This is a genomic window from Ideonella aquatica (assembly GCF_018069755.1).
Classification (GTDB): Bacteria; Pseudomonadota; Gammaproteobacteria; order Burkholderiales; family Burkholderiaceae_C; genus Ideonella; species Ideonella aquatica.
In genome coordinates this window covers 116,919-139,974 of the sequence record NZ_JAGQDE010000006.1, presented here as the reverse complement: position 1 = coordinate 139,974, position 23,056 = coordinate 116,919, and the positions used below count along the sequence as shown (strand labels likewise).

At 70.0% G+C, this 23,056-nt stretch carries 20 protein-coding genes; 9 read left to right on the top strand and 11 right to left on the bottom strand.

The window, feature by feature from the left end:
• Window positions 1–71: 71 nt before the first annotated feature.
• Window positions 72–689, bottom strand: coding sequence for a LysE family translocator (locus KAK06_RS09190; protein ID WP_375140882.1), 618 nt, complete (start codon window positions 687–689; stop codon window positions 72–74).
• Window positions 690–802: 113 nt separating this feature from the next.
• Here KAK06_RS09190 and KAK06_RS09185 point away from each other — a divergent pair, with 113 nt between their 5' ends.
• Entirely contained in the window at window positions 803–2,245 is a 1,443-nt protein-coding gene (locus KAK06_RS09185; RefSeq protein ID WP_210801651.1) for an aminotransferase-like domain-containing protein, read from the top strand.
• On the opposite strand, the gene KAK06_RS09180 is transcribed toward KAK06_RS09185, so the two are convergent.
• Entirely contained in the window at window positions 2,246–4,006 is a 1,761-nt protein-coding gene (locus tag KAK06_RS09180) for a sigma-54-dependent Fis family transcriptional regulator (RefSeq protein WP_210801650.1), read from the bottom strand. It lies immediately after the preceding gene.
• 260 nt (window positions 4,007–4,266) lie between these two features.
• On the opposite strand from KAK06_RS09180, the gene KAK06_RS09175 reads away from it, so the two are divergent.
• The 3 genes from KAK06_RS09175 (at window position 4,267) to KAK06_RS09165 (ending at window position 7,704) form a co-directional block, all read left to right on the top strand.
• Window positions 4,267–5,745, top strand: a complete 1,479-nt coding sequence (locus KAK06_RS09175; protein WP_210801649.1) for a benzaldehyde dehydrogenase — start codon at window positions 4,267–4,269, stop codon at window positions 5,743–5,745.
• A 20-nt stretch (window positions 5,746–5,765) separates the two neighbouring features.
• Entirely contained in the window at window positions 5,766–6,533 is a 768-nt protein-coding gene (locus KAK06_RS09170; RefSeq protein ID WP_210801648.1) for a coniferyl-alcohol dehydrogenase, read from the top strand.
• A gap of 340 nt (window positions 6,534–6,873) precedes the next feature.
• Window positions 6,874–7,704, top strand: a complete 831-nt coding sequence (locus tag KAK06_RS09165) for an alpha/beta fold hydrolase (protein WP_210801647.1) — start codon at window positions 6,874–6,876, stop codon at window positions 7,702–7,704.
• Between the two features lie 52 nt (window positions 7,705–7,756).
• On the opposite strand, the gene KAK06_RS09160 is transcribed toward KAK06_RS09165, so the two are convergent.
• Window positions 7,757–9,277 (bottom strand): methyl-accepting chemotaxis protein, encoded by a 1,521-nt coding sequence (locus KAK06_RS09160; protein WP_247652744.1) that lies wholly within the window; start codon window positions 9,275–9,277, stop codon window positions 7,757–7,759.
• Between the two features lie 193 nt (window positions 9,278–9,470).
• Between KAK06_RS09160 and KAK06_RS24655 the strand changes: the two genes are divergently transcribed.
• Together KAK06_RS24655 and KAK06_RS09150 are read left to right on the top strand one after the other, a co-directional pair.
• On the top strand, window positions 9,471–9,662 hold the full coding sequence (locus tag KAK06_RS24655; protein ID WP_210801645.1) for a hypothetical protein: 192 nt from the start codon (window positions 9,471–9,473) through the stop codon (window positions 9,660–9,662).
• Between the two features lie 222 nt (window positions 9,663–9,884).
• Window positions 9,885–11,072: an AAA family ATPase gene (locus tag KAK06_RS09150; protein ID WP_210801644.1), complete on the top strand. Its 1,188-nt coding sequence runs from the start codon at window positions 9,885–9,887 to the stop codon at window positions 11,070–11,072.
• Between the two features lie 162 nt (window positions 11,073–11,234).
• Here the strand turns inward: KAK06_RS09150 and KAK06_RS09145 are convergent, their stop codons facing one another.
• From KAK06_RS09145 to KAK06_RS09120, 6 genes are all read right to left on the bottom strand, one after another.
• The gene (locus KAK06_RS09145) at window positions 11,235–11,891 is read right to left on the bottom strand and encodes a nucleotidyl transferase AbiEii/AbiGii toxin family protein (RefSeq protein ID WP_210801643.1); all 657 of its coding nucleotides are present in this window, start codon (window positions 11,889–11,891) and stop codon (window positions 11,235–11,237) included.
• A gap of 10 nt (window positions 11,892–11,901) precedes the next feature.
• Complete coding sequence (locus tag KAK06_RS09140; RefSeq protein WP_210801642.1) at window positions 11,902–12,393, bottom strand: helix-turn-helix domain-containing protein; 492 nt, start codon at window positions 12,391–12,393, stop codon at window positions 11,902–11,904.
• A 125-nt stretch (window positions 12,394–12,518) separates the two neighbouring features.
• Window positions 12,519–12,740 (bottom strand): HP1242/YdcH family protein, encoded by a 222-nt coding sequence (locus tag KAK06_RS09135; protein WP_210801641.1) that lies wholly within the window; start codon window positions 12,738–12,740, stop codon window positions 12,519–12,521.
• Between the two features lie 118 nt (window positions 12,741–12,858).
• Window positions 12,859–14,919 carry an ATP-dependent helicase gene (locus tag KAK06_RS09130; RefSeq protein ID WP_210801640.1) on the bottom strand — a complete coding sequence of 687 codons (2,061 nt, stop codon included), beginning with the start codon at window positions 14,917–14,919 and terminating at the stop codon, window positions 12,859–12,861.
• An 87-nt stretch (window positions 14,920–15,006) separates the two neighbouring features.
• A complete protein-coding gene (locus KAK06_RS09125; protein WP_210801639.1) occupies window positions 15,007–15,669 on the bottom strand; it encodes a hypothetical protein in 663 nt (220 codons plus the stop codon).
• A 155-nt stretch (window positions 15,670–15,824) separates the two neighbouring features.
• The gene (locus KAK06_RS09120) at window positions 15,825–18,074 is read right to left on the bottom strand and encodes a winged helix-turn-helix domain-containing protein (protein ID WP_210801638.1); all 2,250 of its coding nucleotides are present in this window, start codon (window positions 18,072–18,074) and stop codon (window positions 15,825–15,827) included.
• Between the two features lie 222 nt (window positions 18,075–18,296).
• Between KAK06_RS09120 and KAK06_RS09115 the strand changes: the two genes are divergently transcribed.
• The 3 genes from KAK06_RS09115 (at window position 18,297) to KAK06_RS09105 (ending at window position 20,960) form a co-directional block, all read left to right on the top strand.
• The gene (locus KAK06_RS09115; protein ID WP_210801637.1) at window positions 18,297–18,605 is read left to right on the top strand and encodes a DUF485 domain-containing protein; all 309 of its coding nucleotides are present in this window, start codon (window positions 18,297–18,299) and stop codon (window positions 18,603–18,605) included.
• Complete coding sequence (locus tag KAK06_RS09110; protein ID WP_210801636.1) at window positions 18,605–20,413, top strand: cation acetate symporter; 1,809 nt, start codon at window positions 18,605–18,607, stop codon at window positions 20,411–20,413. The genes KAK06_RS09115 and KAK06_RS09110 overlap by 1 nt, the downstream gene beginning before the upstream one ends.
• Window positions 20,414–20,498: 85 nt before the next feature.
• Window positions 20,499–20,960, top strand: coding sequence for a hypothetical protein (locus KAK06_RS09105; protein ID WP_210801635.1), 462 nt, complete (start codon window positions 20,499–20,501; stop codon window positions 20,958–20,960).
• Here KAK06_RS09105 and KAK06_RS09100 read toward each other — a convergent pair.
• The gene (locus KAK06_RS09100; RefSeq protein WP_210801634.1) at window positions 20,906–22,321 is read right to left on the bottom strand and encodes an erythromycin esterase family protein; all 1,416 of its coding nucleotides are present in this window, start codon (window positions 22,319–22,321) and stop codon (window positions 20,906–20,908) included. The genes KAK06_RS09105 and KAK06_RS09100 overlap by 55 nt on opposite strands.
• A gap of 26 nt (window positions 22,322–22,347) precedes the next feature.
• The gene (locus KAK06_RS09095; RefSeq protein WP_210801633.1) at window positions 22,348–23,028 is read right to left on the bottom strand and encodes a 3'-5' exonuclease; all 681 of its coding nucleotides are present in this window, start codon (window positions 23,026–23,028) and stop codon (window positions 22,348–22,350) included.
• Between the last annotated feature and the right edge of the window lie 28 nt (window positions 23,029–23,056).

The following is a 23,056-nucleotide window of genomic DNA, read 5'->3' as shown; positions in this document are numbered from 1 at the left end:
GTGTGCGCCTTGCAGCCCATCCCGAATCAGGGCGCGCCCATCCGCGGCGACTTGTTCAGCGTCGCCCGAGTTCATGCCGACCTCGCCATCCACACCGCCGTGGCCAGCAGCAGCAGCGCCATCGTGCGGTTGAACCACAGCAGCCGCGCGCCCTGCGCCAGCCAGCCGCGCAGCAGGCCGCCCAGCAGGGCGTAGCTGGCATTGCTGGCAAAGGCATAGGCCGCCATCACTGGCAGCACCACCGCCAGCCGGGCCCAGAAGGCCTCCGCCGCGCCAGGCGCCACCCAGCCGGCCACCACCATCAGCGCCGCCATCCAGGCCTTGATGTTGACGAACTGCAGCGCCACGCCCTGCCAGAAACCCACCTGCAGCCGCGCCGCATCGGCCTCGCCCAAGCTGCCGCTGCGCCACAGCTTCCAGGCCAGCCACAGCAGATAGCCCAGGCCGGCCACGGTGATCGCGCCGCGCAGCGCCGGCCAGGCCTGGATCAGTGCGCCCAGGCCCAGCGCGCAGGCCAGCAGCATCCCGCACCAGCCCACCGGCACCGCCAGGCAAAAGCGCAGCGCCGCCGGCAGACCGCGGTTCACCGCCAGCGCGGCCGACAGCAGGGTGTTGGGCCCCGGCGTGAAGGCCATGGCCGTGACCACGCCCAGCAGGGCGATGAAGTCGGTCCAGGGCAGCGCGTCCATGCTGGACAGTGTAGGCAGCCTACCGATACAGTACCAGTACAGTTGTCCAGCGCACCCGCATGATCTGTATCGGTCGGTCGATCGCTACAGCCAGGGTTCTCCCGCACACCGCCATGGCCGCCCGCGAGTTCGATCCCACCACCGCCCCCCCGCCCGCCAGCCCCGGCACCCTGGCCCGCCACGCCGGCCAGACCCTCGCCGAGCAACTGGCCGCGCAGTTCGCCGAGCGCATCCGCCAGCGCCTGCTGGCGCCCGGCGCGCGCCTGCCGTCGGTGCGCGAATGCGCGCGCCGCCAGGGCGTCAGCCCTCACACCGTGGTGGCCGCCTACGACCAGCTGCTGGCCCAGGGCCTGGTGGAAGCGCGCCGCCAGCGCGGCTTCTTCGTGCGCGACGCCCAGCACCGCCCCGCCGCCCCCAGCAGCGCCCCCGCGCTGACGCCGCCGGTGGATGCCACCGCGCTGATCCGCGGCATGTTCGCCGGTGCCGGTGACCGCCCCGCGCCCGGCCTGGGCACGCTGCCGCCCGACTGGCTGGACCTGCCGCTGCTGACCAGCACGCTGCGCCGCGTGCTGACCCAGGCCGACCCGGTGGCCGCGCTGCAGTACGGCCACCCGTCCGGCGATCCGCGGCTGCGCAACGCGCTGGCCGTGCGCCTGGCCGACTTCGGCGTGCGCGCCGAGCCGCGCCAGATCATCACCGCCACCGGTGCCACGCATGCGCTGGACATCATCTCGCGCACCCTGCTGCGCCCCGGCGATGCGGTGCTGGTGGACGAGCCCGCCTGGGCGGTGGAATACGCCCGCCTCACGCAATTGGGCGTGCGCCTGCTGCCCGTGCCCCGCACCCCCGACGGCCCCGACCTGGCGGTGATGGCCGCGCTGGTGCAGGCCCACCAGCCGCGCCTGTACGTGACCGTGTCGGTGCTGCACAACCCCACCGGCGGCTCACTCAGCCTGGGCACCGCCCACCAGGTGCTGAAGCTGGCCGAGGCGCACGACTTCTGGGTGGTGGAGGACGACACCTACGCCCACCTGGCGCCACCGCACCTGCCGCGCATGGCCGCACTCGACGGCCTGCAGCGCACGCTCTATGTCTCAGGCTTCTCGAAGATCCTGTCGCCCGGCTGGCGCGTGGGCTTCCTGGCCGCACCGCAGGCGTTGGTGGAGCGCCTGGTCGACACCAAGCTGCTGTCCACCCTCACCACGCCCGCACTGCTGGAGCAGGCCATGGCGCTGTGCCTGGAGCAGGGCGCGCTGCGCCGCCACGCCGAGCGCGTGGTGCAGCGCCTGGACGGCGCCCGCCAGCGCACCGTGCAACTGGCCGAAGCCCACGGCTGCCGCTTCGTCACCCCACCCGCCGGCCTGTTCGGCTGGGTGGACACCGGCACCGACACCGAAGCCCTGGCCCAGGCCATGCACGACGACGGCTGGCTGCTCGCCTCGGGCCACCTGTTCCATGCGCGGCGGCAGCCGACCACGCTGATGCGCATCAACTTTGCGACCAGTCAGGATGCGGGGTTCTGGCGGGCCTATGCGAAGCTGCGGCGCGGTCGCTGATCAGCCACCGCGCCGCAGCCGGTAGGCGAGCTGGGCGCGGCTCAGGCCCAGCAGGCGCGCGGCGGCGCTCAGGTTGCCCTCGCAACGCGCCACGGCCTCGGCCAGCAGTTGCCGCTCCACCGCCGCCAGGTCGATCGAGTCGGCCTGCGGCCCCGCCACGCGCTCGAACAGGCCGGCGGCTGGCTCGGCCGGCGCCGGTTCGGCCAGCGCGCCATGGGCGCCCAGCGCCAGCAGCGTGCCCTCGCCCAACTGTTCCTTGCGCAGCAGGTGCGGCAGGTCGATGACGCCTCCCTCGTCGGCGCTGATCACACCGCGCTCGACCATGTTCTGCAGCTCGCGGATGTTGCCCGGAAAACCATAGGCCATCAGCGCGCGCACGGCGCGCGGTGCGTAGCCCGACAGCTGCCGGCCGTGCCGCTGCGCGTAGACATGCAGGAAGTGGCTCAGCAGCAGCGGGATGTCCTCGCGCCGCTCGCGCAGTGGCGGCAGGTGGATCGGGTAGACGTCGAGCCGGTAGAACAGGTCCTCACGGAAGCGCCCGGCCTGCACCTCGGCGCGCAGGTCCACATTCGTGGCAGCGACCACCCGCACGTCCACCGGGATCGCCCGCGTGCCGCCCACACGCTCGATCTCGCCCTGCTGCAGCGCTCTCAGCAGCTTGCCCTGGCTGACCAGGCTGAGCGTGCCAATCTCGTCGAGGAACAGCGTGCCGCCATCGGCGCGCTCGAAGCGGCCGGGGCGCGAGGCGCTGGCGCCGGTGAACGCGCCGCGCTCGACCCCGAACAGCTCCGACTCCACCAGGGTTTCGGGAATGGCGGCGCAGTTGATGGCCACGAAGGGCTGGTCGCGCCGTGGACTGATGCGGTGCAGCGTCGAGGCGAACATCTCCTTGCCCACGCCCGACTCGCCGGTGAACAGCACGGTGGCGCGTGTCGACGCCACCCGCGTGAGCATGTGGCAGGCGGCCTTGAAGGCCGACGACACGCCCACCATCTCGTCGCCCCGGCCATCGGCCAGCGCGGTCGAGCCCAGCACCGCGCGCGGCGCGCTGCCATGGCTGCGGGTGGCCAGGAAGTCCTGTGCATTCAGGTGGCGCAGGTCCTCGCTCACATCGCCCCAGGCCTGCGCGGTCTTGCCGATCACGCGGCAGATCGACGAACCCATCGAGCGGCACTCGACCTCACGGAACACCACCAGGCAACCCATCATGCCGGTGACATAGCCCATCGCGTAGCCCAGCTGCATCCAGCAGGCCGGCTCGGTGCCCACGCCGTAGGCGCTGATGTGTTCGTCGTCTTCGGTTGAGTGGTGCCAGATGAACTCGCCGTGGTAGTGGCCGCGTGCGGGGTCGATCTCGAACTCCACCGGCTCGACCTTCACCACGCCCTCCAGCGCATGCAGGCGGGTGCCGGCCATGAACACGCTGGTCATGTCGCCGTCGGGCCAGCGCTCGCGCACCAGCTGCGCATCACGCTCGCCCGACTGGTAGCCGGTGCGCGTGAGCAGCCCGCGCGCGCGCTCCAGTCCCAAGGTGTCGATCAGCTCGCGCCGCAGCGTGCCCAGCGAGCGGGTGTGCATCAGCACCATGCGCTGGTCGTTCAGCCAGATCCGGCCATCGCCCGGTGAGAAGAACAGGCACTCGGTGATGTCCGACAGCTGCGGCCGGTCCTGCACGGCGGCGGCGTCGCCGCGCCGCATCAGCGCCCCGGTGCTGCGCGAGACCTCGGCCAGGGAGACGCGGGACGAGGAGGGCTTGGGCATGCGGATTTCAGCAGGCAAAGGGCGCCAGTGTGGGCTTGAACTGATCAATTCATCAAGCCATGTCCAGGGTTAATCCCGATCGTCGGGGGTCCAGCCCAACCCCTCCGAGGGGGCCGGGAAAGTCCGAGGTTCTCCTGGGACGCGCCAGCACCGCGGCACCCAGGCGCGGCGGCCCGGCACGCCGCAGGGCCCGCGGTTTGCAAGGCACGACGGGCCGCTTGCCCGGCTGCATCCCCTTTCACCAACCAGGAGACCCGACCATGGGAGCCCCCGAGACCCTCAGCCTGTTCGAAGCCGCCCCGGCCAGCGGCCATGTGTTCGACCGCGGCCAATGGCGCCCGGCGCGCGGCGGCTCACGCGCCGTCCACGAGCCCGCCACCGGCGCGGTCCTGACGCACGCCGGCATCGCCAATGCCGAGGACATGCACGAGGCGATCGGCCATGCCCACAGCGCACAGCGCGCCTGGGCCGCCACCGGGGCGCGTGAACGTGCCGCGGTGCTGCTGCGTGCCGCGCAGTGGCTGCAGGCGCACTTCGACGCGCTGGCCCTGGCCATCGCCCGCGAGACCGGCGGCATCGTGCCCAAAGGCCAGCACGAGGTGAAGGAGGCAATCCAGATCTGCCAGATCGCGGCCGGCTTGCCGATGCAGGCCCAGGGCCAGGTGTTGCCGGCCGCCCCCGGGTGCCTGTCGCTGGCCAAGCGTGTGCCGCATGGCGTGGTGGGGGTGATCTCGCCCTTCAACTTCCCGCTCATCCTGGGCATCCGCTCGGTGGCCCCGGCACTGGCCCTGGGCAATGCGGTGGTGCTCAAGCCCGATCCGCGCACCCCGCTGTCCGGCGGTGTGATCGTGGCCGAGGCGTTCCAGCACGCCGGCCTGCCGGCCGGCGTGCTGCAGGTGCTGCCCGGCGATGCCGAGGCCGGCGAGGCGCTGGTGAGCGACCCGCGCGTGCCGATGATCGCCTTCACCGGCTCGCCCGCGGTGGGGCGGCGCATCGGCGAGCTGGCGGGCCGGCACCTGAAGAAGGTCTCGCTGGAACTGGGCGGCGCCAACAACCTGATCATCCTCGACGACGCCGACCTGGACGCCGCGGCCAGCGCCGCCGCCTTCGGCGCCTGGTTCCACCAGGGCCAGATCTGCATGGCCAGCAACCGCGTGCTGGTGCACGAGGCGGTGGCCGCCGGCCTCCGCGAGCGCCTGGTGGGCAAGGCCCGCCATCTGCCGGTGGGCGACGGCGCCAGCGGCCAGGTGGCCCTGGGCCCGATGATCGACGCCCGGCAGCTGCAGCGCTTCGACAGCGTGGTGAAGGACAGCGTGGCGCAGGGCGCGACGCTGGAGGCCGGCGGCACCCACGAGGGCCTGTGCTACCGCCCCACCGTGCTGTCGGGTGTCAAGCCGGGCATGCGCGCCTTTGACGAGGAGCCCTTCGGTCCGGTGGTCAACCTGGTGAGCTTTGCCAGCGACGAGGAGGCCGTGGCCCTGGCCAACACCAGCCAGGGCGGCCTGGCCGCCGCGGTGATCGGCCGCGATGTGGCGCGGGCCATGGCCATTGGCGAGCAGCTCAATGCCGGCATGGTCCACATCAACGACCAGACCGTCAACGACGAGTGCACCAACCCCTTCGGCGGCCCGGGCCTGGGGGGCAATGGCAGCGCCGTGGGCGGGCCGGCGGACATCGACGAGTACACGCGCTGGCAGTGGCTCACCATCAAGGCCGCCCCGCCGGCCTTCCCCTTCTGAAGAACCCGCAGGAGCACCTCATGAATCTGCAAGGCAAGACCATGGTGGTCACCGGCTGCTGCTCGGGCATCGGCGCTGACGTCGCCAAGCTGGCCCGCCACCTTGGCGCGCGCGTCATCGGCATGGACCGCAACGACCCCACGCTGACGCTGGACGGCTTCGTCAAGGTCGACCTGGGCGAGGCTGCCGCCATCGACGCGGCGGTGGCCCAGCTGCCCGCCCACATCGACGCGCTGGCCAACATCGCCGGTGTGCCGGGCACCGCGCCCGCCGAGCTGGTGGCCCGCGTCAACTACCTGGGCCTGCGCCACCTGACCCAGGCCGTGCTGCCGCGCATGGGCGAGGGCGGCTCGGTGGTCAACATCTCGTCCATTCTGGGCGCGGAGTGGCCGGCGCGGCTGGAACTGCACCGCGCACTGGGCGCCACGCACAGCTTTGCCGACGGCGCGCACTGGCTGCGCGACCACCCGGTGCCCCAGGAGAGCTGCTACCAGTACTTCAAGGAGGCACTGATCGTCTGGACCATCACGCAGTCGCAGAAGATCTTCCTCGAGCGCGGCGTGCGCATGAACTGCGTGGCGCCCGGCCCGGTGTTCACGCCCATCCTGGGCGACTTCGTGCAGATGCTGGGCCAGGAGCGCGTGCAGAAGGATGCCCACCGCATGAAGCGGCCGGCCTTCAGCGACGAGGTGGCGCCGGTGATCGCCTTCCTGTGCAGCGATGCCTCGCGCTGGGTCAGCGGCATCAACCTGCCGGTGGACGGCGGCTTGGCCTCGACCTACCTGTGATCCCACCATGAGCCCTGCGACCTGAGCCTTGCGCCCGCCGCACGCTGTGGCGCGGCGGCGCCTCGCCCACGGAGCGCCCCATGGTCCATGACATCCGACGCCTGGGCGTCGCCGCGCGGTTGTACGCCACCGCCGTCGCAGGTGCTGGCGGCGCGCATGGTGGCCGAACAGCTCGACCCGGCCAGCGCGGTCCGCCCGTCTGACGCCAGGCGCTGCGCGACGCGCTGGAGAGCGAGCAGGAGATCGCCGTGAGGCAAGGCCGCTTCAGGCTGGAGGCCGGTGCCCCGGCACAGCCCTGAGCGGCCACCGGCCCGTCCGGCGACCACAAGGAAAGAACGCCATGAACGATGTCTGTGTGAACCTCGATGGCCTGACGATCCGCTGCCGCGATGCCGGTGGCACCGGGCCCGCCGTGCTGCTGCTGCACGGCGTGGGCGGCTCGTTGGAGCTGTGGTCGGCGCAGTTCGCGGCGGCCCACCAGGATCTGCGCCTGCTGGCGGTGGACCTGCCCGGCCACGGCCTGTCCGACTTCAGCGCCCAGGCCGACTCACCGCCCCGATTCGCGCACACGCTGTGGGCACTGCTGGACGCGCTGGCCATCCACCAGGTGCATCTGGTGGGCAACTCCCTGGGCGGCGCGATCTGCCTGCAGATGCACCGCCGCCAGCCGGCACGCGTGCGCAGCATGCTGCTGGCGGCCAGCGCCAACCTGGGAGCCGCCGCGCCGCTGCCGTTCAGGCTGATGACGCTGCCAGGCCTGGGCGAGCTGATGTCGCGACCGGGCGAGGGGGCGGTGGCCCGGCAGATCCAGGCCATCTTCGGCCCGGACTTCGTGGTCACGCCGGAGCTGCGCGAGCTCATCCGCCGCAACGTGATGCGCCCCGGCGCCCAGCAGGCCTTCCTGGGCTGCGTGCGGCAGATGACCCAGCTGCGCGGCCAGCGCGCCGCGCTGGTCGAGCAGGCCCAGGCCTCGCTGGCCATGAGCCGCGTGCCCACGCTGCTGCTGCACGGCCGGCAGGATGTCGTCATCCCGGCCGCGCATTCGCAGAACACCGCTGCGCGCCATCCTCACCTGCAGCTGGAGGTGATCGAGCGCTGCGGCCACACACCGCAGCTGGAGCAGCCCGAGTGCTTCAACGCGCTGATGCGCGCGTTGATTCGCCAGGGCTGACCCGGCCCATCGGCCTGACCCTGGCGGACGCATCGCGCAGCCAACTCGGTTGTCAGCGCAGATGGAAGATGCGCACGGACTCGGTCAGCACGGCCGCTTGCTGGTTGAGCATCCCGGCGGCGGCGGCCGACTGTTCGACCAGGGCGGCGTTCTGCTGCGTCGCGGTGTCGAGCAGCGCGACGGCCTGGTTCACCTGGGTGATGCCGCAGGCCTGTTGTTCCGTGCCGGTGGCGATCTCGGCAATCAGCTTGGACACGCGGTCTACCGAGGCGACGATCTGCTTCATCGTCTCGCCCGCGCTGGCCACGGTGCGGCTGCCCTCGGCCACCTGATCGCCGGACTGGGAGATCAGCCCCTTGATTTCCTTGGCGGCCTCCGCGCTGCGCTGGGCCAGGCTGCGCACCTCGGCCGCCACGACCGCAAAGCCGCGTCCCTGCTCACCGGCACGCGCCGCCTCGACAGCCGCGTTGAGTGCCAGGATGTTGGTCTGGAATGCAATGCCATCGATCACCTGGATGATGTCGGCGATGCGTCGCGAGGCCAGGTCGATGCGCCCCATCGTGGCGACGACCTCGTCCATCTCCGCGCCTCCAGCGTCCGCGACACGGGCGGCGTCATGGGCCAGTCGATTCGCGGCGCGCGCCGACTCGGCGTTGTTCTTGACCGTGCCGTCGAGCTGCTCCACTGAAGCCGCGGTCTGCTGCAGACTGCTGGCCTGCGATTCGGTGCGCTGCGACAGGTCCTGGCTGCCGGCGGCCACATCGCGCGAGGCGTGGCCGATGCCATCCACCTCTCGCCGCACATCGCCCACGATGGCCTGCAGATTGACGTTGAGCTGGTTGACCGCGCGCAGCAAGAGCCCGATCTCGTCGGCGCGCGATGTCGGCACCGTCTGGGTCAGATCGCCCGCGGCGATGCGCGCGGCGATGGCGGTCACCTGTTCAAGCGGCCGGCGGATGCTGGTCGTCAACCACCACGCCATGACAGCGGCCAGCGAGAGCGCCGCCAGCGCCGCGACCCAGGCCACCCAGTCATGACCAAGGTCCCGCTGGCCCAGTGCCACGGCCAGACAGGCGGGCATCAACGTGGCCATGGCGATGCGGCCCCGAAGACCGATGCGCGTTGCCTGCCGGACGGCGCCGCGCCAGCCGGCGCGGGTGACCTCGGCACCCTTGAGCACCGTGTCCAGACGGCCGGCGCGCTTCTCGTCGCGCATGCGCGCATACAGGGCCTCGGCCTCGCGCACCTGGTCGGCACTGGGCTTGGTGCGCACCGACATGTAGCCCACCGTACGGCCGTCGCGCACGATCGGCGTCACGTTCGCCAGCACCCAGTAGTGGTCGCCGTCCTTGCGCCGGTTCTTGACACAAGCACTCCAGGTGCGCCCCGACTTGACCGTCGCCCACAGGTCCCGAAACGCCTCCTCCGGCATGTCGGGATGTCGAACCAGGTTGTGCGGCTGCCCGATCAACTCATCCTTGTCGAAGCCGGAGATTCGCACGAAGGCCGGGTTGCAGTAGGTGATGATGCTGTCCAGGTCAGTGGTCGACACCAGCGTTTCGCCGTCGGCCATCGGGTACTCGCGTTGCGACACGGGGAGGTTCTGACGCATGGGATCTGCTTGGGATGTGGGGGTTGGGATCAGCGCCTGGGCTCATCCCAGCGGATCAAGCCAACTGGCACTTTGTCTTGGACAGACATAAGCCCGTATCGGCAGTCTGTACGCAGTCTTGCCGTCAGGAATTCACGAGAAAGCCGATTTGTCCATGACAAATCTCGCGCCCGAAGAGGCCTCGCTCTCTGCCAGCGGCGCGCGCCTGCTGCCCGTGCCTCGAATCCCCGACGGCCCCGACGGCCCCCGCCAGCGCACCGTGCAAGGGGCTGATGCCCACGGCTGCCGCCTCGTCACCCCACCCGCCGGCCTGTTCGGCTGGGTGGGCACCGGCACCGACACCTAGGCCCAGGCCCTACACGACGACGGCTGGCTGCTGGCCCCGGGGCACCTGTTCCATGCGCGGCGCCAGCCGACGACGCTGATGCGCATCAACTGTGCGAACAGTCAGGATGCGGGGTTCTGGCGGGCCTATGCCAAGCTGAGGCGCGGGCGCTGAGACTGAATTATCGACTTCTATCCAATTTCAGATAAAATATCCATCTGACGGATAAGAAGGGATAGTTCCATGATCCCGTACCGCCGCACCCAGCTGGCAGACGAGATGGTGCAGGCCCTGCAAGGGCGCCTGTTGCTGGGCGACGCCCACAACGGCCTGTTCCTGGCGGCACCCCGCCGAACCGGCAAAAGCACCTTCCTGCAGGCCGACTTGGCGCCGGCCTTGCGCCAGGCCGGCGTTGAGGTGGTGTACGTTGACCTGTGGGCCGACACCCGCCGCGACCCGGGCACGCTGATCGCCGAAGCCATCGCCCGCGCCCTGCAGGCCCACCTGGGGCTGGTGGCGCGCACCGCCAAAAAAGCCGGCGTCAAGGCCGTGAAGCTGGCCGGTGCGCTGGACATCGACACCAGCCGCATCGGCCAGATCGACGGCCTGACCCTGGTGGACGCCCTGCGCAGCCTGCAGCAAGCGGCCGACAGCCCGGTGGCGTTGATCATCGACGAGGCCCAGCATGCCCTGACCAGCGAGGCCGGCGAGGCCGCCATGACCGCGCTGAAATCGGCGCGCGACCAGATGAACCAGCCCGGCCAGGTCAGCCTGATGCTGGTGATGTCGGGTTCCGACCGCGACAAGCTGCTGCGCCTGGTGGTCAGCGCGGGCGCGCCGTTCTATGGCTCACAGATCCAGGCCCTGCCGCCGCTGGACACCGACTTCATCGCCCACATTGCCCACCTGGTCGAGGCGCAGCGGCCCGACCTGCTGCCGGTGGACCGCGCCGCGCTGCAGCAGGCCTTCGCCGCCTTCGGACACCGTCCGCAGTTCTTCATGGCCGCCATGGGCGCCGTGCTCAGTCCCTTGGCCGGCCACACCGGGCGCTTTGAACCCGCGCTGCTGCAGGCCGCCCAGGACCAGCAGGCCCAGGACCAAGCGCAAATGGCATCCGAGTACCTGGGCCTCAAGCCCACCGAGCAGGTGGTGCTGTGGCGCATGCTGGACCAGGGCCCACGCTACCGCCCCTACGACGCCGAAGCCCTGCGCTTCTACCGCGACCACCTGGGCCGCCCGGTCAGCGTGGCCCAGGCGCAAAAAGCGCTGGACGCGCTGCGACAGCGCACCCCTGCGCTGGTGTGGAAGTCGGCCCACGGCGAATACGCCGTGGAGGACGCGGCCATGCACCGCTGGTTTCAGGCGCGTGTGGCGGCGGGGCAGTGGCCGCCAGAGTCGCCGCAGGGCCTCTTGGCGTTGGATGGGGACTGACGCAGGGGCATCCGGGCCGGGTGGGCAAGGTCAAGCCGCGAGGGCCCGTAGGCAGCCGGTTGCGGCGAGATGCTGGATGCGACAGGCAGCTCTGCAGCAGCGTGCACCGGCCATCCCCTGTCCCGACCGCCTCCCTAGCGACGGCGTGTCCCGCGGCGCCTATCAGGGCTTCAGCTCTGACAGATACCTGGTAGCCATCTGCACACAGCGTTCCAGGCTTGGCCGATAGCCCGTCGCAGCAATCGCCTCGAAGCTCGCCACAAACCCCGGTCCGGGTTGCCTGATCTGCGCCAGGAACTGGTCAAGGTGGCGCTTGAGAAAAGGTGCCGAAGCCGCCAGCGCGTCAGGCTCGCGCTCCACCACCATGGCCAGATCGAACAGGTCACGCGCCGTGGCCCGGTCCCCACGGTGGAACATCTTTTTGGCCATGACCTCCGCCGCCGTCTCGACTCGCACGGGCCGCCCCTGGATCTCCCACCACTCCCACGCCGCCTGCGTCAGGTTCGGTGCGGCCACGAAGTCGATCTCGCCTTCGTCGAACTGCAGCTTGACGAAGGCACCGGGCATCTCAGTGTAGTCCTCGGTCAGGGCAGCGGCCGTGTCGCTGAGGCGGGGTGTCACGTAGCCCAGGTACTGCGGGTCGGGCACGAAGATGTCGATGTCCTTGCTGAGCCGGTGTCCGTACCGGAACATCAGCACGGTGCCGCCACCGAAGGTCCAGAACGGATCGGCCAGTCCCCCATGCTGCTGAATGTCGTCGACCAGCCGCAGCGCTCGCTCGAACAGCACTTCCCAAGGGCCGGGTGGCAGTGGCTTCATCACACGAAACTCAGGCCCACAAGTCCTGCCGGTGCACGGCCAATGACCTGGCCAGCTTCGCCACATTGCGCCACACCGCCTTGGGCGCCACGCCCTCGTTCGCGGCGGCTTCCTCCACGGCCATCACCACCAGGGGCACGGGTGCCTCGTCCAGCAGGTGGGTCAGATGGGCCGCGTAGTGTTGGGGCACCTCGCCACAGACCAGCGCGTGGCCCAAGGTGGTGGGCGTCACCTCCTGGGTGTAGCTGACGCTGGCGGTCTTGGCGGCCATCCACAGGCCGCGCTTGCGGGCGCGCGCTGCAGGGCTGGGAGGATCCAGGTCCAGCCCCAGCACGGCCAGCACCTGGGCCACCCGGTTGAAGCCCAGATCGCTCAGTGCGCCGGCCTCCAGGCCGACCAGGGTCTGCCGCGACAGACCGCTCAGTTGCGCCAGCCGTGACTGCGTTAACCCCAGCGCTTCGCGGCGCTCACGGATGACGGTGCCGAGCAGGGAGAGGTCCACAGCTTGATTTCAAATGTCCAATATTTTGGACAGTCTAGCAGCTTCAGCGGGCTGCTACTGGGTGGGTGCTGCGGGCGCTGCCGGCAACTGTTTCAGCCAGCCGCCGTAGACCTGAACTCAATCCCTCACGCAGCCGCACTCGCCTTGCGCAAGATCGCATACAGCTGATCCTTCAGGTGCAGCTTCTCCTTCTTCAGCGCCTCGATCTCCTCATGCGTGCCCGGCTCGATGTGGGCTTCCATGTTCTTGATCTTCTGGTCCAGCGCGTTGTGCTGGTCGAACAGGTGGATGAAGTGGTGGTCGGTGGTCTTGAGCTGGGTGATCAGGTCGCGGTACTCGGGAAACATGCAGGGCTCTCCTGGGTGTTTGGTGGGGGTCTGTCAGTGGCCCACCGCTGAAGGGGGCCGCCTGCAAACCACTCTACGCCGATGCCTGCGCGCGGCAAACCGCAGCGCTTAACCCAGATCAAGCGCCCGCTGCTTTGGCGGCCAGCGCGGCGCGCAGCTTCTTCAGGCGCTCCTTGGGGTCTTCGCCACTGCCGGCTTCGGAGAGCTTCATCTCGGCGATGAAGCGGCTGGGCACGCCCTGCACGGTGTCGCGGCCCTTCTTGCGGCGGCGCAGCGTGCTGACCACCAGCGTGCGCTGGGCGCGGGTGATGCCCACGTACATCAGGCGGCGCTCTTCCTCCAGACGCTCAGGCGTCATGTCCTCGCCGTCGCTCTTGAAGGGCAGGATGCCTTCGTTCACGCCGGCCAGCATCACGTGCGGCCACTCCAGGCCCTTGCTGGCGTGCAGCGTGGTGAGGGTGACCTGGTCGGTCTCCTCGCCGCGCTCGGCCAGGCTGAGGATCACGCTGATGGTCTGCGCCACGTCCAGCACGCTCTGCTTCTCGGTTTCCTCGACGATGCCGCCCTCGTTGCGGATCTCGCCGCCGCAGCGCCTGGAGACCCAGTCGACAAAGTCGATCACGTTGTTCCAGCGCGCGGCGGCCACCTTCTCGGAGTCCTCGTTGTCGTAGAGGTGCTGCTCGTAGCCGATGTCGGTCAGCCAGCCCATCAGCAGTGCGCGGGCATCGTCATGGCCCACGGTGCTGCGGGCCTTGTATTCCAGCTCATTCACCGCGCGGCCGAACTCATGCAGCGTGGCAATCGCCTTGGCGCCCAGTGCGGCGGCCAGGCTCTCGGCGAACAGGGCCTCGAACATGCTGACCTTCCACTGCGCCGAGAACTCGCCCAGCTTGCCCAGCGTGGTGTGGCCGATGCCGCGCTTGGGCGTGGTGGCGGCGCGCAGGAAGGCGGGGTCGTCGTCCTGGTTCACCAGCAGGCGCAGCCAGGCGCACAGGTCCTTGATCTCGGCCTTGTCGAAGAAGCTCTGGCCGCCGCTCACCTTGTACGGGATCTGCGCCGCGCGCAGCTTGTGCTCCAGCACCTTGGACTGAAAGTTGGTGCGGTAGAGGATGGCGAAGTGGGCGAAGTCGGTGCCGCCGCTGGCGCCCTGCGCGCGCAGGCCCTGGATGAAGGCCACGGCGCGCTCGGCCTCGTGGTCTTCGCCGTCGCACTCGATCACGCGCACCGGCTCGCCGTCGCCCAGGTCGGACCACAGCTTCTTCTCGAAGAGCTTGGGGTTGCCGGCGATCACCGCGTTGGCGGCGCGCAGGATGGCGCCGGTGGAGCGGTAGTTCTGCTCCAGCGGGATGACCTTGAGGTCGGGGAAGTCCTCGGGCAGGCGCTTGAGGTTTTCAATCGTGGCGCCGCGCCAGCCGTAGATGCTCTGGTCGTCGTCACCCACCGCGGTGAAGGGCACGCGCGCCGGGTGGTCGGCCGGGCCCACCAGGGCCTTGAGCAGTTCGTACTGCACGGCGTTGGTGTCCTGGTACTCGTCCACCAGCACATGGCCAAAGGCCTTCTGCCACTTGCTGCGCGCTTCCTCGCGGGTGCTCAGCAGCTTCAGCGGCAGGCCGATCAGGTCATCAAAGTCCACCGCCTGGTAGGCGATCAGGCGCTCTTCGTACAGGCGCATCACCTTGGCGGCCAGCAGCTCTTCGTCATTGCTGGCGGCGGCCAGCGCGGTGCTGCTGTTCAGGCCCTGGTTCTTCCACAGGCTGATGGTCCATTGCCACTGGCGGGCGATCTTGTTGTCGCTGCAGCTGCCGGCGTCGCGCAGCACGCCCAGCACGTCGTCGGCGTCCAGGATGCTGAACTGCGGCTTCAGGCCCAGCAGGCCGCCGTCCTCGCGCAGCAGGCGCACGCCCAGCGAGTGGAAGGTGCTGATCACCAGGTCCTTGGCGGCCTTGGGGCCCACCAGCGCGCGGGCGCGTTCGCGCATTTCCAGCGCGGCCTTGTTGGTGAAGGTGATGGCCGCAATGCGCTTCGAAGCCATGCCCACCTGCAGCAGCCGCGCGATCTTGTGCGTGATCACGCGCGTCTTGCCCGAGCCGGCGCCGGCCAGCACCAGACAGGGCCCGGCCAGATGGTGAACGGCCTCCATCTGGGCGGGGTTGAGCGTGGACGGTGCGGGTGCGGACATGGGCTTCCTGGGCGAGGCGGCGCATCATAGCCAGCCCGCCCGCCGCCACCCGCACACTGTGCGGGTCCACCCGGCCGCGGCGCGCCCTTACTGCTCGGTGCCGTACAGCGCGAAGGCCAAGTCCCGGCCAGGCGTCGGGACGTCCGTGCAGTCCACCACGCGGCTGGGCCGTGTGCAGCCGGTCTGGTAGCCGTCGCCCGGGTTGACCCAGCGGGCAGACGCGCCGTGGCGGTGCTTGCTCGTCGACCACTGCCAGACGGACTCGAAGCTCTGCGACTGCACCGAGATCCAGTACCGGCCCGCCGGCAGTTCAAGCGGGGTGGGCAGGGTCAGCGTCATCGAGCCGGTCTGGGAGGTGGTGAACTGACGGTCATAGAAGGCCACCTGGGTGGACTTGTGAAACGGCCGGTCCTTCCAGACGGTGATCGCGAAGGTGCCGATGCCTCGCCCCAGGAACTCGCCCAGAACCCGCACGTCAGTGATTCGCCAGGTCCGGCCGGCGGGCACCGCCAGGTCGTCTGCCGCCTGTGTGCTGAAGGGCTGCAGGTCGACGATGACACGGTCGGTGGACGCAATGGTCCAGCCGGTGAGGCCGTTGATCTGGTCCCACAGTGCAACGCCGCTGTCGCCGGCCAACGCGAGGGGCGAAGCGAACAGGGCGCTGGCACTCAAGGCCAGTGTGGCGACCCCCCGGCGGCAGTGGCCATGGCGGGACGGGTTGGCGGTGGGGACGGTGGAACAGGTGTTCATGGTGATGGGTACTTCCTAAGGGATAAAGCGAATCGGTCGAGGCGCCGCAGCGCCGGAGCCCCAGACCAAAACGGACGCAGCATAGGCAAGTGCGGGCACCAAGTCCTGACCAAATCATGACCTGCCGGACCGCGCTGCGCCCCGACCCCGGCGACCTACCACTGGCTGAGCAGCCTCGGTGCCGGCGCCGGCTGCGGCGGCATCCGCCCCGCTGCCTGGGCGGACTGCCACAGCGGCAGCAGCGCAGCCAGCTCCGCCGGCCAGGGGCCGTCCAGCCCGTCAAGCCCGGCCTGCAGGCTGTCGACCGCTTCGTCCAGCTGGCCATGGGCCAGGGCCCAGCGGGCCGCGACCACGCGGCCCATCGGATGCTCAGCCAGCCACGGGCCGGCGTCGCGCACCATCACCCGGGTTGACGCCAGATCGCCTTGCTCCAGGTGCAGCCAGATCAGGTCGAGCCGGGCGCGCGCCTGCCAGCGGCACAGGGGTGCCCGCGACAGGCATTCCTGCAAGGCCTTGATGGTGGCCGGGATCTGGCCCTGGGCATGGCGCGCCACAGCGCCCAGGTAGACCAGCGCGCACTGCAGTTCGTCGTCATCGGCCAGGGTGGGCCAGGTGGCCAGCTCCGCAGCCATCTCGTCGGTGCACAGTTGCCAGCGCAGCTGTGCCCTCAGCAACTGGCCGGCCAGCGCATGGGCGAACAGCATGTGGCCGCGGGACCGCAACGCCGCGATCGATGACCGCATCGTGGCTGCTGCCTGCTCGGTCCGGGGCTCGCGGTAGGCGCGGGCGAAATCCAGCACCACCTGAGCCCGCAGCGGTGCCGTCGATGGGCGCAGCGCCAGCTGCTCCAGGATCTGGTCCAGCGGACCGTGCTGGCGGTTGTCCAGCGCCAGGTCGCCGGCCACAGCGGCCAGCGAGGCCGGGGAATCCCAGGCGCTGTCGGGCAGGGTCGCGATCAGGCCCACGCCTTGCTCCAGATGGCGGGTGGCCCGCCCGCACAGGCCCAGCGCGGCATCGGCCATGGCCAGGTTGACCAGCGCATTGAGCGCACTGGCGTGCATTGCCTGCTGCCTGCACAGCGACAGGGCGTCGGCAGACAGCTCCCGCGCCGCGATGGGGTTGGCGCTGTGCAGTTCCAGGGCGGCCCAGTTGTTCAGGATGATCGCCTGGCGGATCGGGCTGCCACTGCGCTCGTTGCCGCGCCGGGCCAGCGCATAGAAGCGGCGTGCGCGCTGAAGCTCGCGCGCAGCGTGGTGCTGGATGGCGGTCTCCAGGTACAGGCGCAGCACCCACTCCTCGTCGCCATGGGGTGCGGCCAGGCGCAGGGCCTGGGCGAGGTGTTCGCCGGCGTGCGCCAGGTCGGAGGGATCACCGCGCTGGAAGTGCACGCGGGCCAGGGTGTGGTGCACCATGGCCAGCAACTGCGGCTCTGCCTGGGCTTGTGCTTGGACCAACAGCTCGCCGCCCATGGCCACTGCGCGGGGGTCGCCCAGGTTGGCCAGCATGCGCAGGTAGAGCAGGCGCACCGCCATGCTGTCGGGCTCCAGCTGAAGCACGCCGCGCAGCAGTTCCGCGGCAGCGTTCCAGTCGAGGCGTTGCTCCATCTCCAGCGCCTGGGCGTAGGCCTGCGCGGCCAGGGCATGGCGCGGCGCCAGCGGCAAGGGCCAGGGCTCGCGCGGGAACAGCCCGGCCGCCAGGGCGCGCGCCAGGCGCTCTCCCAGCGCGACCGGGTCGTCGCCCTGCAGACTGCCGCGCAGGCGCCGGCTGCCCACGGTGCGGTAGTCCAGCCGCAGGCGCGCACCACTCGTTCGCAGCTCCGCGTGTACCAGACTGTGCAGTCCGAGCAGCGCCATGGCGGTCGCCTCGCGAGAGGTCGATGCACCGTCGCTGCTCACGCTGGCCAGGGCGGTCGTCAGCGTGCTCGGGCCGTTCACCGCCAGGCGTTTGTCATGGTCCAGTGCCCGAGCCACCCAGGCCGCCAGGCCCAATCCCACCCAGTCGAGGTCGGCGCGGCCTGTGGCATTGACAAAGGGCATCAGCCCCAGGCGCAGGCGCTGCGCCGGCCGCTCTTCGGTCGGCTGTTGGCTGCAGCTCACTTCGCCGATGAAGCGATAGCCCAGGCGGTGCACCGTGCGGATCAGCACCGGCGCGTCGGCGGGGTCGCCAATGGCCCGGCGCGCCTTCATCACGGTGCGGGCGATCATGCTGTCGGAGACCTCGGCGCCGCGCCAGACCTTGGCCAGCAGCTCGTCCTTGGTGACAACGCGGTCACGGTGGTCAATCAGATAGACCAGCAGATCAAATACCCGAGGAGGTACGGATTGCCGTTGGCCGGCGAGCAGCAACTGGCAGCGCTCAAGCTGGACTTGGCAGGCGCCAAAGGAATAGCAGGTCGTGGATGCCATGGGGCCGACGCGGTGGGTCCCTTGATTGTGGCGGCAGCCTCGTCAAGCGCCCACCATCGGTGTGGCGGGCGCCCCGCCGGTCGAATTGTCATGGGCAACGACAAACACGGGGTAAGCACCAATACCCAGGGTCAGCGGAGGGTCAGGGACGAATTCCACACTGCCGCCAATCCGGTGCCCTGCCAGGTGCGCCTGCCCTTCAACTACCAAGGAGTGAGACCCATGACGGATCCTGTCGTGGCCCGCATCCAGGCCAACCCGAAATACCGGGAACTCAAGAGCAAGCGCAACAGCTTCGGCTGGCTGCTCGCCATCCTGATGCTGGTCGTGTACTACGGCTACATCGCGCTGATCGCGTTCAACAAGCCCTTCCTGGCCACGCCGCTGGGCGCGGGCGTGACCACGCTGGGCGTGCCGCTGGGCATGGGCGTGATCATCTTCACCATCGTGATCACGGGCATCTACGTGCGCCGTGCCAACAGCGAGTTCGACGCGCTGACCAAACAGATCCTCGAAGAGGAGGTGAAGTGATGCGCGCCCTCAAGCAACTCGCCGCCTTCGGCGCGCTGGCCGCTGTGGCCGGCACCGCGCTGGCCGCTGGCGCTGACCTGGGTCAGACCACCAAGCAGGCCACCAACTGGACCGCGATCGTGATGTTCGCGATCTTCGTGGCCGCCACGCTGTGGATCACCAAGTGGGCCGCCGCCAAGACCCGCTCCGCCGCTGACTTCTACACCGCCGGCGGTGGCATCACCGGTTTCCAGAACGGTCTGGCGATCGCTGGCGACTACATGTCGGCGGCCTCGTTCCTGGGCATCTCCGCCGCCGTGATGGCCTCGGGCTATGACGGCCTGATCTACTCCATCGGCTTCCTGGTCGGCTGGCCCGTCATCACCTTCTTGATGGCCGAGCGTCTGCGCAACCTGGGCAAGTTCACCTTTGCCGACGTGGCCGGCTACCGCTTCAAGCAGACGCCCATCCGCGCCTTCGCGGCCTCGGGCACGCTGGTCGTCGTGGCCTTCTACCTGATCGCGCAGATGGTGGGCGCGGGCTCGCTGATCAAGCTGCTGTTCGGCCTGGACTACTGGGTCGCGGTGGTGCTGGTCGGTGCGCTGATGATGATCTACGTGCTCTTCGGTGGCATGACCGCCACCACCTGGGTGCAGATCATCAAGGCCATCATGCTGCTGTGCGGCGTGACCTTCATGGCCTTCATGGTGATGGCGCAGTTCGGCTTCTCGCCGGAAGCGCTGTTCGCCAAGGGCGTGGAAGTGAAGACCGCGATCGCCGCGGCCGGCAAGAGCGCCGACATCGCCAAGTTCGCTGCGGCGGCCTCGGCGGCGTCTTCGCCGGAAGCGGCCGCCAGCGCGGCTGCCGCGCTGGCCAAGGCCGAAGCCATCGACCCCGCCAAGGTGGGCCTGGCCATCATGGGCCCGGGCGGCTTCATCAAGGACCCGATCTCGGCGATCAGCTTCGGCATGGCGCTGATGTTCGGTACCGCCGGCCTGCCGCACATCCTGATGCGCTTCTTCACGGTGCCTGATGCCAAGGAAGCCCGCAAGAGCGTGTTCTGGGCGACCACCTGGATCGGCTACTTCTACGTGCTGATCTTCATCATCGGCTTCGGCGCGATCACCCTGGTGCTGACCAACCCCGAGTACGCGGACGTGGCCAAGGGCACGATCAAGGCCGGTGGCGCCAACATGGCGGCCGTGCTGGTGGCCAAGGTGGTGGGCGGCGACGTGTTCTTCGGCTTCATCTCGGCGGTGGCCTTCGCGACCATCCTGGCGGTGGTGGCCGGCCTGACGCTGTCGGGCGCATCGGCGGTGTCGCACGACCTGTACGCCACGGTGTTCAAGAAGGGCAAGGCCGACAGCACGGCCGAGCTGCGCGTCTCGCGCATCACCACGCTGGCGCTGGGCGTCGTCGCGGTGGCCCTGGGCATTGCCTTCGAGAAGCAGAACATCGCCTTCATGGTGGCGCTGGCCTTCGCGATCGCCGCGTCGGCCAACTTCCCGGTGCTCTTCCTGAGCATGCTGTGGAAGGGCTGCACCACCAAGGGCGCGGTGATCGGTGGCTTCCTGGGCCTGATCTCCTCGGTCGGCCTGACGGTCGTCTCGCCCGCGGTGTGGGAAGCCACGCTGGGCTACCCGAAGGGCTCGGCCTGGTTCCAGTACAGCTCGCCCGCGCTGTTCTCGATGACCATCGGCTTCGTTGGCGTGTGGCTGTTCTCCATCCTGGACAACAGCGACCAGGCCAAGAAGGAGCGTGCCGACTTCGAAGCGCAGCAGGTGCGCTCGGAGACCGGCCTGGGTGCCGCTGGCGCCTCGGGCCACTGACCGACCCGGCCGGGGCGGGCTGCGGCTCGCCCCCCGACACGACAAGCCGGGCCCGCGCCCGGCTTTATTCATGGAGCGTCCCGCCATGAGCGACGAGCTGCTTGAACCCTCTGCTGTACCCGGCAGCGCACCAGCGCTGTGGAACCCGCAGGCTGCCGCGCTGTGGAGCCTGCTGTTTTCGCCGGTCTTTGGCGCCTGGCTGCATGCGCTGAACTGGCGCGCGCTGGGCGACCCGGCCCGACAGCGCCGCTCGGCGCGCTGGATGCTGGTGGGCCTGGCGATCGGCGTGTTCTACGTGGTGGTGCAGTTGACCTGGCGCGATGAGCTGATCGCCGGCCGCGTCAGCTCGGCCACCGGCTTTGCGTACCTGCTGGCCTGGTACCTGGGCCCGGGCCTGGAGCAGGTCCGCCTGGTGCGCGCGCGCCATGGCAACGCCTATGTGCGCCGCGCCTGGGGCCGGGTGCTGCTGATTGCGGTGGGCGTGTCGCTCGCCTACTTCGTGCTGGCCGGCGTGGTGGGGTTGCTGGCCGGCGTGGCCGGCGGCTGAGCCGGGCCGTACAGGCGCGAGGGGGTCAGCGTGTCCAGGTGCACCAGCAGATCGGTGCCCCAGGCCAGCGGCCAGCCCACATCGGCGGCGGCCAGCTGCTCGGGCGCGACGCCGTCACCGAAAGCCAAGCGCCGCCACGGCTCCTGACGGAACGCCAGCGCCCAGCGCTCGCCGGGCAGCTCGCGCAGGTCGACCCAGAAGCTGTGCAGGCCGGTGCTGGCCAGCGCATGGCCCAGCGCGCCCGGACCGGCGGTGATGCGCCAGACCTTGAACGCGCCGCGCAGGTCCACGCTGCCGTCGGCGGCCACGCCGTGCGCATGGAAGCTGGCATGGCGGAAGCTGAAGTTCAGCGCCAGATAGCCGTCGGCGCCCAGCCGCTCGCGCAGCACCTTGCCCACGGTGGGCGCGGAGGGCGAGAACATGTCGTAGCCATTGGCGGCCACATGGGTGTCGTGGGCCCACAGCGCGGCGCGTTCGTTGCCGCGGCGCGCGCGCAGCAGGCGCTCGGCCATGGCGGTGTCGCGGCGCGAGAAGGCCTCGGGCGGCAGGTCCACCGGGGCGCCGGCCGTGCCCACGTCGAACTCAAAGGTCTGCAGCGCCATGCGCAGTGACCAGGCGGCCTCCTGTGCCTCGTCGGCATCGGGCCGGTCGCGCAGCGCGTTCTCCAGTGCCGCGGCCGCGCTGCTCCAGCGCTGCCACTGTGGCCGCCGGGCGTTGGGAAACAGCACCGACACATGCGGCACGCGCTCGGCCAGCAGCTCGGCCAGCGGCGCCTCCAGCGCGGCGGCGCGGGCGGGGTCCAGGCGGCGCAGCGCCTGCATCGCGGCCTGGGCGTCGCGGCCGGGGTCTTGCACGTCGATGCCCACCAGGCGCACGGCCGGCGTGTGCTCGCGGTTCCAGTCGCGCAGCCACAGCAGCAGCGCGCCCAGGGCCTCGCAGCGGTAGACGCTGAAGATGCCCGAATCGCGCAGGGCCGCGGCCACGTCGGTCTCGGTGCTGCCGGCGTCAATGAAGCGCTGCAGGCGCAGGCCCACCGCGCGGTTGGCTTCCAGCGCGATCAGGCGCAGGCCGTGGCGCTCCACCAGCAGGCGCAGCAGCTGGGCCTTCAGCGCCATGTCCTCCTGGCTGCCGTGGGTGATCTCGCCAAGGCCGATGACCTCGGCCTCGGCCAGGCGGGCGGCCAGCGGCGCGAGCTCGGCGATCGGGTGGGCGGCCCGGCGGATCCAGGCCACCGCCTGTCGGCCATCGTCCAGGCGGCGCTCGTCGATCGGCGCCAGGTAGCGGTCCAACTGCTGGCCCTGGGCGGCGCTGACCCATGCCAGCAGCAGGCCGATGAAGCGTGCGCGGGACAGGGACGACATGCGCTGCACTGTAGCGCGCGCCGGGCTCAGTCGGCCTGCAGCAGGGCCTTGAGCTTGAGAAAGGCCAGCGCGGCCATGATGGCGTCGTTCACTGCGTCGTGCGCGTGGCGAGTGGGCAGGTCCAGGTCGGCCATCATCGTCGCCAGGCGCAGGTCGATGCTGGCGCCGTGCTGGTACGGCGGCAGCGTGCGCTGCTTCCAGTCGTAGTAGAGCGCCGAGATCTCGACCTGCGCTTGCGGCAGCCGCACGCCCAGCATCGGGAAGATCGCGCGGTTGATCAGCGCCGCGTCAAACTCCAGGTAGTAGCCCACCAGCGGCCGCGGGCCGATGAAGCGCAGCAACTGGTGCATCGCGTCGTCAATGTCCAGGCCTTGCGCCACATCCTGCTCGCGCAGGCCGTGTACCTTGATCGCCTCGGCCGACACCGCCTTGCTGGGCTTGACCAGCAGCTGCAGCTTCTCGCTGGTCATCACGCGGTTGCCGGCAATGCGCACCGCGCCGATCGAGATGATGTCGTCCTTGGCTGGGTTCAGGCCGGTGGTCTCGCAGTCCACCGACACCCACTCGTCGGGTGGCGGCTCGTCATAGATGAAGCGAAAACGCTGGTCGCCCAGGTGGTAGAGCATCCACTCGCGCTTGAGCTTCAGCCACGGCAGGTTCCAGATCGTCGGCGCCTGAGGCAGCGCCTTACTTGGTGCAGAACTCATGGAACCAGAGTGGCAATGCAGAGATGAC